The organism is Pseudomonas sp. S07E 245, from assembly GCF_019599025.1.
In the GTDB taxonomy this organism is placed as follows: Bacteria; Pseudomonadota; Gammaproteobacteria; order Pseudomonadales; family Pseudomonadaceae; genus Aquipseudomonas; species Aquipseudomonas shirazensis.
On the sequence record NZ_CP080625.1, the window covers coordinates 945291 to 960696 of the forward strand.

At 64.5% G+C, this 15406-nt stretch carries 6 protein-coding genes; 4 read left to right on the forward strand and 2 right to left on the reverse strand.

Going from position 1 to position 15406, the window contains the following annotated elements:
* Positions 1–22: 22 nt before the first annotated feature.
* Positions 23–655 carry a LysE family translocator gene (locus K3F44_RS04320; RefSeq protein WP_103436955.1) on the reverse strand — a complete coding sequence of 211 codons (633 nt, stop codon included), beginning with the start codon at positions 653–655 and terminating at the stop codon, positions 23–25.
* Positions 656–658: 3 nt separating this feature from the next.
* Positions 659–1435, reverse strand: coding sequence for a YqcI/YcgG family protein (locus K3F44_RS04325; RefSeq protein ID WP_101318501.1), 777 nt, complete (start codon positions 1433–1435; stop codon positions 659–661).
* Between the two features lie 159 nt (positions 1436–1594).
* Between K3F44_RS04325 and K3F44_RS04330 the strand changes: the two genes are divergently transcribed.
* The 4 genes from K3F44_RS04330 (at position 1595) to K3F44_RS04345 (ending at position 15399) form a co-directional block, all read left to right on the forward strand.
* The gene (locus K3F44_RS04330; protein ID WP_101318503.1) at positions 1595–2515 is read left to right on the forward strand and encodes a LysR substrate-binding domain-containing protein; all 921 of its coding nucleotides are present in this window, start codon (positions 1595–1597) and stop codon (positions 2513–2515) included.
* A 52-nt stretch (positions 2516–2567) separates the two neighbouring features.
* Entirely contained in the window at positions 2568–4928 is a 2361-nt protein-coding gene (locus K3F44_RS04335; RefSeq protein ID WP_220633390.1) for a DNA polymerase II, read from the forward strand.
* 91 nt (positions 4929–5019) lie between these two features.
* Positions 5020–14271, forward strand: a complete 9252-nt coding sequence (locus K3F44_RS04340) for a non-ribosomal peptide synthetase (RefSeq protein ID WP_220633391.1) — start codon at positions 5020–5022, stop codon at positions 14269–14271.
* Positions 14272–14340: 69 nt separating this feature from the next.
* A complete protein-coding gene (locus K3F44_RS04345; RefSeq protein ID WP_101318508.1) occupies positions 14341–15399 on the forward strand; it encodes a TauD/TfdA family dioxygenase in 1059 nt (352 codons plus the stop codon).
* Positions 15400–15406: the final 7 nt, after the last annotated feature.

The window sequence follows — 15406 nt, forward strand, 5'->3', positions numbered from 1 at the left end:
TCGGTCAGCAGGCGTGTGCGGCTCAGGCCGTCAGTTCCTTCAGGTTGTAAAGCAGGCCGACCGCTGCAATCAGCAGCAGCGCTACGCCGGAGGCAAGGCTGATCATGCGGCTGCTGCGCTGCGAAGCGATCCTGCCGATGGCGAAGATATACAGACTGAGTACGGCGAAATCGATGGCGATCCACAGCAGCGACAGCACCACCATGCTCTTGCCGAACGACTCGGTGATCTGGATGAACTGCGGGAAGAACGAGATGAAGAAGATGATGTCCTTGGGGTTGGAAATGCCCACCATGAACCCCTGCAGCAAGCCGCCGCGGGCCGGTTGCGGCGTTTCTGCCACGGCTGCCGCTGTAGCCGTAGGCGGTTGCAGTGCCTCGCGCAGAGTCGCCACGGCGATGTAGCCGATGAATAGGCAACCGAGCAGGCTCATGCCGTTGAGCCAGGCCTTGTCGATGGCGGCGCTGGTCATGATGATCCAGGCCGCAGCGCCGATCAGGACCAGTGATGCCCAGTTGGTACCGATGGCCGTGAACAGCGCCTTGCGTGAGCCGGACGCTGCAGCAGTGTTGACGATCAGGGCGACGACTGGGCCGGGGGTGGCGATCAGCAGCAGCACGGTCAGGGCATAGGTGGCAGTCAGGGCGGTATTCACGATTCAGTTCTCGATCAGTGTGTCGGGTGCCTTGTGGGCATGGAAAGGGCAGCGCGACGGGTTCAGCGACCCCTGCTCCTGCAACTGGTACTGCTTCCATTCAAAATTGTCGTCTTGGCCGAAGTACCCCAGCGAGTCAGGCACGACACCGTCGTTGTAGTGGCTGACCCGTTCACGAATCCGCGCGCGAATGCGCTGACCGCTCTCGGTCTGGGCACTCGCGACTTCTTCGAAGCTCTCGCGGGGGTTGATCACGAAGACCATGCTGTCGCCCAGGTTGCGGCTCTTCATCAGCCGGTGCGCCGGGAAGTTCATGTTGATGAACAGCGGCATGCCGGCGAAGCAGAACGACCATTGATTATCGTGCGGGTCGCCCGGCACGTCCTGAGGCCAGGGCTGCGGGTCGCGGGCATGCACGCCTTGCAGCACTTTCCAGGCCAGCGCCTGCTGCTCGTCGAGGCTGCCGCCAGGGGCGGTTTCGATGAACACCAGCAGCGGGGTGCCGATGCGTTGCTTGCGAGGTATCGGTTCGATGGTGCGCACGTAGTCGGTCAAGCCCTTGGCCATGTCATCAGCCATGTGCTCAGCACGGGCGAAGACAATGTGACACGTCTTGGCACCGACCGCCTTGCGGCCAAACAAACAAGGAAATTCAGGATTGGCGAGAATTGCGCGAAAGTGTTCTATGGTTTTGAAGGTCCAGTGACTCGTATTCTGGACATGTTCGGCGGCCAGCTCTAGCGCATCCAGGCGATAGCAGTTTCCATATCCCGTAAACATGGTTTCCCCAGACGTTCTAATGATCATTTCTGCCTAGCTAAGGCTGATTAGCTCTATGTATTTATGGTTTACAGGCATTTTCTGAAATGCGCCCAGCGTTGTAAAACGCCTGGATTTATGACCTACTATTAGTCTCACTCATGCTGCGGACGGCCATAGATGTCAGAACGGATTCAAGCACTGCATGCCCTGCGCGCTTTTGAAGTGGCTTCGCGCTACGGCTCATTCACTCGTGCAGCCGAAGAGCTGGCCCTGACCCAGGGCGCCGTCAGTCATCACATCAAGACCCTTGAGTCGATGTTTGGCTGCAGCCTGTTCGAACGACGCGGGCCCAAGCTGCGCCTGACCGAACATGGCCGCTTGCTGGCGCAGGAGCTCAAGGTCGGCTTCAAGATCATCGAAAACGCCTGCGCCTTGCTGCGTCAGGATCGCTATGGCTTGCGCCTGAAAGCACCGTCGACGCTCACCGTACGTTGGCTATTGCGCGCGCTGGATGGCTTCAAGAAGGTGGAAAACAGCTGCAGCGTGCAGCTGTCGAGCGTGTGGATGGACATCGATAGCGTCGATTTTTATTCAGAACCGTACGACTGCGCGATTCTTCTGGCCAACGGTCGTTTCCCTGCCGACGTCGAGGGCTTCAAGCTGTTCGACGAGTGGCTGATTCCGGTCTGCCACCCCGATTACCTGCAAGACCCCAACCCGGATCTGGCCATACTCAGTCAGTGCGACTTCCTGCACCCCTCGACCGACCGGCGTGACTGGCGGCGCTGGTTGGCGCGGATGGACGCATTGCACATCAGCATCGACCAGGGGCAGGTGTTCGACACCCTTGATCAAGGTATTTCCGCCGCCCAGCAAGGCCTGGGCATCTCGGTAGTGGACCTGGTGCTGGCCAGCGCCGACGTCGCTGCCGGGCGCCTGGTAATGCCGTTCAAGCACGCCGTGGCAACCGGCGACGGCTATTACATGACCTGGCTCAAGGCCAGCCCCAAGGCTCGGCAGATGCTGCGGCTGCGCGATTTTCTGCTGGCCCAGGTGCCGCCGCTGGTGTCCAAGGAGATCAACTACCTCTACGGCTGACGCAACAGGGTAGAATCCCTGCTCAGCACGCCGTATCACAGAGGTCATCGCAGTGGAGTTGCAGCAGGGCTTTGTCCTCACCCGACATTGGCACGATACGCCCGAAGGCACCTGCGTGGAGTTCTGGCTGGCGACCGATCAGGGCCCGCGCCAGCTGCGTCTGGCGCCGCAGGAATCGGTGGCGTTTATCCCCGAGCGGTTCGCCGCCCACGCCCGCGCAGTGCTCAAGGGCGAGCAGGGTGCTGAGCTCAAACCACTGCGCTTGCGCGACTTCGAGCAACGCCCGGTGCTGGGCCTGTACTGCCGCCAACATCGCCAACTGATCCAGCTTGAGCACCGTCTGCGCAGCGCTGGTATCGATGTATACGAGGCGGATATCCGTCCACCGGAACGCTACCTGATGGAGCGCTTCATTACCGCGCCGGTGCTCTTCAGCGGCCAGCCGGATGCCCACGGCGTGCTCTGCAACGGTCAGCTCAAGCCGCACCCCGATTACCGCCCGCCGTTGCGCCTGGCCTCGCTGGACATCGAAACCACCGAGCGTGGCGAGTTGTACAGCATTGCCATCGAGGGCTGCGGCCAGCGTCAGGTGTACATGCTCGGGCCGGCCAATGGCGACCACAGCATCGTCGACTTCGATCTGCACTACTGCGCCGACCGCGCGCAGCTGCTGCACTGCCTCAATCAATGGATGGCCAGCCACGACCCAGATGCGATCATCGGCTGGAACGTGCTGCAGTTCGATCTGCGCTTGCTGCACGAGCACGCCGCGCGCTTGCAGGTGCCGCTGCTGCTTGGCCGTAACGGCGCACCACTGACCCTGCGCGCACACCCCGAGCGCAACCATGTGTTCGTCGAGGCGCCGGGCCGCTTGTTGATCGACGGCATCGAGGCGCTGCGTTCGGCGACCTGGAGCTTCCCTTCATTCAGCCTGGAGAACGTCGCCCAGACCCTGCTCGGCGAAGGCAAGGCGATCGATACGCCTTACCAGCGCATGGACGAAATCAACCGCATGTTCGCCGAGGACAAGCCGGCCCTGGCCCGGTACAACCTCAAGGACTGCGAGCTGGTCACGCGGATTTTCGCCCATACCCGCCTGCTCGAATTCCTCCTGGAGCGCGCCAGCGTCACCGGTCTGCCGGTGGACCGCAGCGGTGGCTCGGTCGCGGCGTTCTGCCATTTGTACATTCCGCACATGCACCGGATGGGGTTTGTCGCGCCAAACATGGGCAGCCAGCCGGACACTGCCAGCCCTGGGGGCTTTGTCATGGACTCGCGCCCCGGCCTGTACGACTCGGTGCTGGTGCTCGACTACAAGAGCCTGTACCCGTCGATTATCCGCACCTTTCTGATCGACCCGGTCGGGTTGGTCGAAGGGCTCAGCCAGCCCGATGACGAGCACTCGGTCGAGGGTTTTCGCGGCGCACGTTTTTCCCGCACCCGGCATTGCCTGCCAGCCATCGTCGAGCGCGTCTGGCAAGGCCGGGAAGCGGCCAAGCGCGACGGTAACGCGGCACTCTCGCAAGCCTTGAAGATCATCATGAACGCCTTTTACGGCGTGCTCGGCTCCAACGGTTGCCGCTTCTTCGACACGCGCCTGGCCTCTTCGATCACCCTGCGTGGCCACGAAATCATGCGCCAGACCCGCGCCCTGATCGAGGCCGAGGGTTACGACGTCATTTATGGTGACACCGACTCGACCTTCGTCTGGCTCAAGCACGCCCACGACGAGCAGGCGGCGGCGAGCATCGGCAAGGCGCTGGTGGCCAAGGTCAACCAGTGGTGGCGCGAGCACCTGCGTCAGAGCCTGAACCTCGATTGTGCACTGGAGCTGCAATACGAAACCCATTACCAGCGTTTTCTGATGCCGACCATCCGCGGCGCCGAGGAGGGCAGCAAGAAGCGCTACGCAGGCCTGGTGCAGGGCGCCGATGGCGAGCTGCAGATGATCTACAAGGGCCTGGAGTCGGTGCGCACCGACTGGTCGCCACTGGCCCGGCAGTTTCAGCAAGGGCTGTATGAGCGGATCTTTCGCAACCAACCTTATCGTGACTATCTACGCGATTACGTACAGCGCACCCTCGCTGGCGCGCAGGACGAACTGCTGATCTACCGCAAGCGTCTGCGCCGGCCGCTGGCCGATTACCAGCGCAACGTGCCGCCGCACGTGCGCGCGGCGCGTCTGGCCGATGACTTCAATGCGCGGCTGGGCCGTCCCAAGCAGTACCAGCGCGGCGGCTGGATCAGCTATGTGATCACCACAGCAGGCCCCGAACCGCTGGAAAACCTGCAGTCGCCGATCGACTACGAGCACTACCTGAGCCGCCAGCTGCAACCGGTGGCGGACGCGATCCTGCCGTTTGTCGGTGACGATTTCAACGCCCTGACTGGTCGCCAGCTGATGCTGTTCTGAGCCCGCACGGGCGCTAATTTTTCCTCGTTGCATTCGTTCTATAGGGATGGTTCGCCACCGCCCCACGCCTATAGATTCGGATGCCCACACAATGAATGCTGAAGACGCCCTGAAACTCGCTCGTCGCTTTATTGGCCTGCCGGTGGAGAAACGTCAGCTGTTTCTCGCTGCATTGGCCCGCGAAGGGGTGGATTTTGCCCAGTTTCCGATCCCGGCCGACGTGCCCGCCGAGGATCGCCAGGCGTTGTCCTATGCCCAGCGGCGCATGTGGGTGTTGTGGCAACTGGACCCGCACAGCGGCGCCTATAACCTGCCCGGTGCAGTGCGGCTCAAAGGGGCGCTGGACATCAACGCGCTGGAGCTCGCCTTCGCCAGCCTGATCGAGCGGCATCAGACCCTGCGCACTGTATTCCGGCGCCGTGATGACGACAGCGTGCAGCAGGTGCCCGCCGAGCAGCCGCTGCACATCGTTCATCAGGACTTTTCGGCGCTGGCTATTGATGCGCGCGAGCAGGCGGTACGAGAGGCAGCCGAAGCCCAGGCGGTGCAGCCCTTCGACCTTGAGCAAGGGCCACTGCTGCGGGTCAGCCTGCTGCGTCTGGCCAGCGACGAGCACGTGTTGCTGCTGACCCTGCACCACATCGTCTCCGATGGCTGGTCGATGAACGTGTTGATCGAAGAATTCACTCGTTGCTACGACGCTTTCGCGCTGGGCAAGAATCCTGCGCTGGCGCCGTTGCCGGTACAGTACGCCGACTATGCCCTGTGGCAACGACGCTGGCTCGAGGCGGGTGAGCAGGCGCGTCAGCTAAGCTACTGGCAGGATGCGCTCGGCAACGAGCACGATCCGCTTGAACTGCCCACCGATCATCCACGCCCGGCGCTGCCAAGCCAGCGCGGCCGGCGCCTGGAATTCGCCATCGACACAGCGTTGGCTGACGGCCTGCTCGAACTGGCCCGCCAGCACAACGTGACCTTGTTCATGCTGCTGCTCGGCGCCTTCAACGTGCTGCTGCTGCGCTACACCGGGCAAACCGACCTGCGTGTCGGCGTACCGATCGCCAACCGCAACCGCAGCGAGATCGAAGGCCTGATCGGCTTCTTCGTCAATACCCTGGTGCTGCGCACTCAAGTCGACGCCCTGCAGCCATTCGCCAGCTTGCTGCAAGCGGTCAAGGAGCGCGTGCTCGGGGCCCAGGCGCATCAGGATCTGCCTTTCGAACAGTTGGTCGAAGCGCTGCAGCTGGAGCGCAGCCTGAGCCACACGCCGCTGTTTCAGGTGATGTACAACCACCAGCCGCACGTAGCCGACATGGCCAGCCTGCAAACGGCCTCGGGCCTGAGCCTGAGTGCGGTGCAGTGGCAGAGCCGCACCACTCAGTTCGACCTGACTCTGGATACCTATGAGCAGGGCGGGCAACTGCGCGGCGCCCTTACGTATGCGGATGAACTGTTCGACGCCGCCACTATTGCACGCATGGCCAAACACTTCACCGGCCTGTTGGCAGCGCTGGTGGCCGACCCAAATCAGCGCGTTGGCGAGCTGGCGCTGCTGGCAGATGAAGAACACGACACCCTGATCAGCGGCTGGAACCAGACCGCCCAGGCCTATCCGCTGGATCAGTGCCTGCACAGCCTGATCGGCGAGCAGGTGCAGCGCACGCCCGATGCGCCGGCCGTGCGTTTCGCTGAACAGACCCTGAGCTACGCGGCCCTCGAACGCCGCGCCAACCAGCTGGCCAACCTGCTGCGTGAGCGCGGAGTTGGCCCGGATGTGCTGGTCGGCGTATGCCTGGAGCGTTCGCTGGAAATGGTCGTGGCCCTGCTGGCCATCCACAAGGCCGGCGGTGCCTACGTGCCGCTTGACCCGGAATACCCGCAGGAACGCCTGCACTACATGATCGACGACAGTGCCGTGCGCCTGTTGCTGACTCAGCGTGCGTTGCGGCCTTTGCTTGAAGGGCAGGCCGGCCTGCAGACGATCGATCTGGATCAGCCGCAAGGCTGGCTCGATGGCTACTCCGAGCAAGCACCGCTGTCGCAGACCTTGCCCCAGCACCTGGCCTACGTGATCTACACCTCAGGCTCCACCGGCAAACCCAAAGGCGCGGGCAACAGCCATGCGGCGCTGGTCAACCGGCTGTGCTGGATGCAGCAGGCCTATGCACTGACCAGCAGCGATGTGGTCCTGCAGAAAACCCCGTTCAGTTTCGACGTGTCGGTGTGGGAGTTCTTCTGGCCGCTGCTGACCGGCGCTTGCCTGGTGGTCGCTGCACCCGGTGCGCATCGCGACCCCGAGCGGCTGATCGAAACCATCGTCGACAACGGCGTGACCACCCTGCATTTCGTGCCTTCGATGCTGCAGGCATTTATCCATGAACATGGCGTTGAGGCCTGCCAGAGCCTGCAGCGCATTGTCTGCAGCGGCGAGGCACTGCCGCTGGAAGCGCAGCAGCAGGTTTTTGCCCGCTTGCCGCAGGCTGCGCTGTACAACCTCTACGGGCCGACTGAAGCGGCCATCGATGTCACGCACTGGACCTGCATCGACGAAGGCGCGTTGGCCGTGCCGATTGGTCAGCCGATTGCCAACCTGCGCACTCTGGTGCTGGATGCCCAACTGCAACCGGTGCCGGCAGGTGTTGCCGGCGAGCTGTACCTGGGCGGGATCGGCCTGGCGCGCAGCTATCATCGCCGCCCCGGGCTGACCGCCGAGCGCTTCGTCGCCTGTCCGTTCGTTGCCGGGGAGCGGCTGTATCGCACCGGTGACCGGGTCCGCCAGCGCCGCGACGGGGTGATCGAATATCTGGGCCGCTTCGACCATCAGGTCAAACTGCGTGGCCTGCGCATCGAGCTGGGCGAGATCGAGACGCGCCTGATGCAGCAGCCGCAGGTCGATGAGGCGGTCGTGCTGGTGCAGGAAGGCAAACACCTGGTGGCGTATCTGGTACTTGCTCAGGAGCCACAGGAGGGCTGGCAGGCCCAGCTCAAGAATGCGCTGCTCGAATGCCTGCCCGAGTACATGGTGCCGACCTACTGGCTGGCATTGGACCAGCTGCCCGTGACTGGCAACGGCAAGCTCGACCGCAAAGCCTTGCCACTGCCGGAGGCGGCGCCGCAGCAAACCTACGTGGCCCCGCAGGACGAACTGCAACGGCTGCTGGCCGGGATCTGGCAGGACGTGCTCGGCGTAGCCCAGGTAGGTCTGGAAGACAATTTCTTCGAGCTTGGCGGCGACTCCATCGTCTCCATTCAGGTGGTCAGTCGCGCGCGTCAGGCCGGCGTGCGGCTCAAGCCGCGTGACCTGTTCCAGCATCAGACGGTGCGTAGCCTGGCCCAGGTCGCGGTGCGCGACAGCGAGGCCCAGCAAGAGCAGGGGCCGGCAACCGGCGACGTACAGCTGACGCCGATCCAGCACGCGTTCTTCGCGCTGGACATGCCGCAGCGCAGTCACTGGAACCAGTCGCTGCTATTGAGCCCGCGTGAACCGGTGCAAGCCGAAGTGCTTGAGCAAGCCTTGCAACTGTTGCTGGCCCAGCACGATGCCCTGCGCCTGCGTTACACCGCGCAGACGCAAGGCTGGCAGCAGGCGTATGCGCCGGTCAGCAGCGCTCGAGTGCTGGAATCCGCGCAGGTAACCGACACCGCCCAACTGGCAGCACTCTGCGATGGGGTGCAGTGCAGCCTCGATCTGCAGACAGGGCCACTGCTGCGTGCGCTGTTGGTAGAGCTGCCTGATGGCGAGCAACGCTTGCTGCTGGTCATTCACCACCTGGTGGTCGATGGAGTGTCCTGGCGGGTGCTCCTCGAAGACCTGCAACTGGCTTATCAGCAATTGGCCGCCGGCCAACCAGCCAGTCTGCCGGCTAAGACCAGCAGCTATCAAGCCTGGGCCGCGCGCCTGCAGCAGCACGTACCGGCTGTGCTCGATCAGCTGCCGTACTGGCTTGCCCAGCATCAAGACATCGCCGAACTACCGTGCGACCGCCCCCACGGCGCCCTGACCAATCAACTGCAGCGCAAGGTCGAAGCGCGCCTGTCGCGAGAAGCCACCCGGCAACTCTTGCAAGTCGCTCCGGCGGCTTACCGCACCCAGGTCAACGACCTGCTGCTGACCGCTCTGGCGCGTCTGCTGCAACGCTGGACGGCGCAACCAGGCTGCCTGATCCAGCTCGAAGGCCATGGCCGCGAAGACCTTGGCGATGACCTCGACCTGACCCGCAGCGTCGGCTGGTTCACCAGCCTGTTCCCGGTACGCCTGCAAGCCACGGCCGACTGGCCGGGTTCGATCAAGGCGGTCAAGGAGCAGTTGCGCCGGGTGCCCGGCAAGGGTCTCGGTTATGGCCTGCTGCGTTACCTCGCCGAGCCTGCCGTCGGCGCCCAACTGGCCGCGCTGCCAGCGCCGCGGGTGACCTTCAACTACCTGGGCCAATTCGATGGCCAATTCGACCAGGCGGCGCTGTTCGCCCCGGCCAGCGAACGCAGCGGCCAGGCGCAGGACCCTCAAGCGCCGCTGGCCAACTGGCTGACCGTTGAGGGCCAGGTGTATGCCGGGGAGCTGGCCTTGCAGTGGGGCTACAGCAGCGCCATGTATGACGATGCCAGCATCCAGCAACTGGCCGACGGTTATCTGCAGGAGCTGCACGCGCTGATTGCCCACTGCCTGCAAGTGCCGGCCGGGCAGGTGACGCCCTCGGACTTCCCGCTCGCCAGCATCAGCCAGGCGCAGCTCGATCAGTTGCCGGCCAGCGCCGATCAGGTCGAAGACCTGTACCCGCTGGCGCCGATGCAGCAAGGCATGCTCTTTCACAGCCTGTACCAGCCGGCAGACGGCGCTTACGTCAACCAGATGCGCCTGGACATCGCCGGCCTCGACGTCGAGCGCTTCCGTCAGGCCTGGCAAGCTGCGCTGGATCATCACCCGATCCTGCGCAGCAGCATCCATTGGCAGGGCCTTGAGCACGCGCATCAGTTGGTCCATCGCCAGCTGCAACTGCCGCTGACGTTGCTCGAAGCGGGTGAACATGACCTTGACCAGTTGGCCGCCGCCGAGCGCGCGCTGGGCTTCGATCTGGCTCGCGCGCCATTGCTGCGCCTGAGCCTGGTGCCGACCGGTAGCGGCGACTGGCACCTGATCTACACCAGCCACCACATTCTGCTCGACGGCTGGAGCAACGCCAGCCTGCTGGCTGAGGTGCTCGGCCGTTATGCAGGCGTACAGCCGAGCGCTGCACCAGGGCGTTACCGCGACTATCTGGCCTGGTTGCAGGGGCGCTCTGCTGAAGCTGCCAAGGCCTACTGGCAAGTCGACCTGGCAGCGCTGGAGCAGCCGACCCTGCTCGCCGAAAGCCTGCGCCGACCGGCGCACGGCAGCGGCTACGGGCAGCTGCTGGCCGAGCTCGAGCCCGTGCAGACCGAGGCGCTGAAGGCGTTCGCCCGCGCCCATAAAGTCACCCTCAACACCTTGCTGCAAGGCGCCTGGGCGGTGTTGTTGCAGCGTTACAGTGGGCAAGCGTGCGTAGCCTTCGGCGCCACCGTGGCTGGCCGCCCGGCCGAGTTGCCGGGCATCGACGCGCAGCTTGGGCTGTTCATCAATACCTTGCCGATCGTCTGCCAGCCGCACCCGCAGCACAGTGTGGCGCAGTGGCTGCAGGCCTTGCAGTCGCACAACCTGGCGCTGCGCGAGTTTGAGCATGTGCCGCTGTACGAGATCCAGGCCTGGGCTGGGCAGCAGGGCAACGCGCTGTTCGACAGCCTGCTGGTATTCGAAAACTTCCCGGTGGCCGAGGCCTTGAGCCAGGCTGACAGCAGCGGGTTGCGCATGCGCAACCTGAGCAACCACGAGCAGACCAGCTATCCGCTGACCCTCGGCATCGAACTGGGCGCGACCCTGCGCCTGGACTTCAGCTACGATCTGGCGCGGTTCAGCAGCGAGCAAGTAGCCGGGTTGTGCAGCCAATTGCGCCACCTGCTTGAGCAGTTTGTCGCCGCCCCGCAAGGCGTGCTCGGCAACCTGACCCTGCTTGATCACACCGGCCAGTACAACCTGCTGCAACGCCAGGGCGACAGCTGCATGGCGCTGCGTGATCAAGCGCTGGTGCATCAGCGTATCGCTGCTCAGGCCGCCAGCACGCCTGGAGCATTGGCGGTGTGGACCTCGGCAGCAAGCCTTGACTATGCCAGCCTCAACCAACAGGCCAACCGCCTTGCCCATTGCCTGATCGAATCCGGCGTCGGCCCCGGCCAACGCGTCGGCTTGGCACTGCGGCGTACCCCGCAGTTGATCGTCAGCCTGCTGGCAGTGCTCAAAAGTGGCGCCGCCTATGTGCCGCTCGACCCCGGCTACCCGGACGAGCGCTTGCTGTTCATGGTCGAGGACAGCCGTCTCGACCTGTTGCTCAGTGAGGGTGGGCTGCTTGCTCATCTGGCACTGCCGGCTGGCTTGACGCGGCTGCAACTCGACGCGCTGGGCGATCAGCTGGCCAACGCATCAACGCTGGACCCGGCGAACCGCGCTTGTCCTGAAGACCTCGCTTACGTCATCTACACCTCAGGCTCCACCGGCAAACCCAAGGGCGTGGCGATTGCCCATGCGGCCCTGCGCGAGTTCTGCGAAAGCGCCGCTGACTATTCCCGACTTGCCGCCAGCGACCGCGTCCTGCAGTTCGCCACGTTCAGCTTCGACGGCTTTGTCGAGCAGTGCTATCCACCCTTGAGCGTCGGCGCGGCGCTGATCATGCGCGATGACCAGCCGTGGTCGGTCGAGCAGTTGGCCGAGGTGCTGGTCGAGCAGGGCGTAACCCTGGCCGACTTGCCCGCTGCCTACTGGCATCTGTTGGCCAAGCTGTGTGCCAGCGAAGACCGCAGCCTGGGGCGGTTGCGCCAGGTGCACGTCGGCGGCGAGGCGATGTCGGTCGAGGGCTTGCGCCTGTGGCATGCGGCCGGGCTGGGCGCGGTGCGCCTGGTCAATACCTACGGCCCGACCGAGGCGACGGTGGTGTCCAGCGTGCATGACTGCCAGTTGGCCGACGCCAGTGCCGTATATGGCGTGCCCATTGGCCAGGCGATTGCCGGGCGCAGTTTGCGCATTCTTGATGCTGGCGCCGAGCTGCTGCCGGCCGGCGCAACCGGAGAGCTGTGGATTGGCGCTGCGGCGAGCCTTGCACAGTGCTATTTCGACCGCCCGGCGCTCACCGCCGAGCGCTTCTTGCCCGACCCGTTTGCCAGCGAGCCCGGCGCGCGGCTGTACCGCAGCGGCGACCTAGTGCGCTACAACCCGGCAGGTGCTATCGAATACGTCGGCCGCATCGACCACCAGGTGAAGATCCGTGGTTTTCGCATCGAGCTTGGCGAAATCGAAGCGCGCCTCGCGGCTCAGCCCCCCGTGCGCGAGGCAGTGGTCGTAGCGCTGCCAGCCCGCCATGGCCTGCAACTGGTGGCCTATGTGGTGCCAGTCGATGACCTGGAGGCGCTGGCCGTGCCAGCGCAGGATGACCTGCGCGGCGTTATCCAAGACGCGTTGAAAGCCGATTTGCCGGACTACATGCAGCCCAACCAGCTGATCCTGCTGGCGCGCCTGCCGCTCAACCCCAACGGCAAGCTCGACCGCAAGGCGCTGCCCGCGCCGCAGGCCGTCAGCCACAGCCAGGCGCTGCCGCAGACCGATCTACAGCGCCGTGTTGCCGCCATCTGGCAGTCGGTGCTGGACGTGGCGCAGGTCGGCCTCGGCGATAACTTCTTTGCCCTCGGCGGCCACTCGCTGCTGGCCACGCAGGTGATCAGCCGGGTGCGTCAGGAGCTGGGCTTACAGCTGGCCCTGCGCAGCCTGTTCGAGGCGGCCACCCTGCAAGACTTTGTCGCCAGCATCGAACACAGCGAGCGCGCCGCGAGCATGCCGGTGCTGCGCCGGGTCGATGAGCGCCAGCCGCAGCTGCAGTCGTTTGCCCAGCAGCGGCTGTGGTTCCTCTGGCAACTCGAGCCGCACAGCTCGATGTACAACATTGCCCGCGCGCTCGAGCTGACCGGCACGCTGGACCCGCGCGCGGTGCGCCAGGCCTTCGACATGCTCGTACAGCGCCATGCAGTGCTGCGCACCACCTATTTCGAAGCCGATGGCGAGCATTGGCAGCAAGTGCATCAGCAGCTGGCGCCGGAATTTGCCTTCACTGATCTGCGTGGCTCAGCCGAAGGGCAGGCTGCGCTCGAGCAGCACCTGCAGAGCGAAGCCCGCCAGCCGTTCGACCTGGTCGACGGCTCGCCGATGCGCGTGCGCCTGCTGCGTCTGAGCGAGCAGCGCCATGTGCTGCTGATCACCCTGCACCATATCGTCGCCGACCACTGGTCGTTTGGTCTGCTGCCGGCGGAGTTCGTCAGCCTGTACCAAGCGGCCCGCAGCGGCAGCCCATCGGCGTTGCCGGAGCCACGCCTGCAATACGTCGACTTCGCCGTCTGGCAGCGCGAGTGGCTGGCGGCCGGTGAACTCGAGCGGCAGCTGGCCTACTGGCGCGCCCAGTTGGGCGATGACCATCGCCTGACCAGCCTGCCGGCATCGCCTGCACGGCAGGCAGCCTCGGCCAATGCCGCCTATTGCGAGGTGCACGAGTTCCACTTCAGCCCGGCCCTGAGCGAGGCCCTGCGCGAATTCGCCACGGCGCGGGGGGTGACCTTGTACATGCTCCTGCTGGCCGGCTTCAGCGTGGTAGTGGCCCAGCGCAGCGCCAGCAGCCGAGTGCGCCTGGGTACCGATGTGGCCAACCGCAACCACGCCGGGGTTGAAGATCTGGTGGGGTTCTTCGTTAACCAGTTGGTACTGCAATTGACGGTCGAACCACAGGCCAGCGTCAGCCAGTTGCTGGAGGCGGCGCGCAGCACCGTGATCGGCGCTGCCGACCACCAGGACCTGCCGTTCGAGCGCTTGGTGGAAGCCCTGCGAGTTCCGCGCAGGGCAGGGCGTTCACCGCTGTTTGCGATCAAGTTCATCTATCAGGACAGCAGCGATGTGCCGCTGTCGATCGACGGCCTCGAGATCCAGCCATTGCCGGCCGGTAAAGCCGCCGCCGAGCTGGACCTGATCGCCGAGTTCGTCAACGCGCCCGCCGGCATATACCTGGGGCTCAAGTGCGATGCCGGACTCTACGCCAGTGCCGACATGGCCTGCCTGTTTGGCCAGTTGCAAGGGGTGTTCGAGCACATGCTTGGCGACCCGCAGGCGGCCTTGGCGCAGTTGCTCGAAGGTGCAGCGCAGGTGCAACAGGCGGCCGAGCAACAGGCCCTGGCCGAGCGCCAGGCGCAATTGCAGCAACAGCCGATCCAGCGTCGTCGCCCAGGCCGGGTGGCGGTCGAGTAACGGCGGCAAGGACAGTCAGGCAGGTGCGCGCCAGGGGGCGCCACCTGATACACGAATGGGAGAGGTGCAATGTCGAATTTCGAGTCGCAAGTGATACCGGCGCTGGGCAAGGGGCGGCGCAAGAGCCTCAGCCTGGACCAGTCCAGCCTGGTCACCTTCAGCCCGATGTTCGCCGACCGCCCGCTGCCGCTGGTGTGCACGCCAAGCATGCCCGGGGTCAACCTGATCGAGTGGGCCGGGCAGAACCGCGCCCTGATCGAAAGCAAGCTCGACCAGCATGCGACCCTGCTGTTTCGTGGCTTCAACGTGCCGGATATCCACGCCTTCAACCAGTGCGTCGATGCGATTTCCGGCGGCGCGCTGGAGTACCTGTTCCGCGCCTCGCCGCGCACCCAGATCACCAAGAAGCTCAACGTCTACAGCTCCACCGACTACCCGTCGGCAGAGAAGATTTTCCCGCACAACGAGCACTCCTATTCGCCGGTGTTTCCGCTGCACCTGTACTTCTATTGCGACCAGCCCTCGGCCACCGGCGGCGAGACGCCGTTCGGTGATACCCGGCTGCTGCTCGAACGCATCGACCCGCAGGTGCGCGATGAATTCATCCGCAAGCGTGTGCTCTACGTGCGCAATTACGGCGACGGCATGGGCCTGCCCTGGCAAACGGTGTTCCAGACCGAAGACCGCGCCGAAGTCGAGGCTTACTGCGCCAGGATTGGGATCACACCTGAGTGGAAGCCCGGCAATCGCTTGCGCACCCGCCAACAAGGCCCCGCGGTGGTGCGCCACCCGCGTACGGGCGAAACGGTGTGGTTCAACCACGCCACCTTCTTCAACGCGCTGACCCTGCCCGAGAGCATTCGCGACAGCCTGCTGGCCGAATTCGAACCGCAGGATCTGCCGCAAAACACCTACTTCGGTGACGGCTCGCCGATCCCCGAAGACTACATCCGCCACCTGCAGCAGCTGTACCGCGAGGTGATGGTCGAGTTCCCGTGGCAGCAGGGCGACGTGGTGGTGCTGGACAACATCTTCACCATCCATGCCCGCAACGGTTACAGCGGCCCGCGCAAAATTCTCACCGCAATGGCAATCCCGCTGAAAAGCACCGACGTGGCCATTGGTTAAGGACATC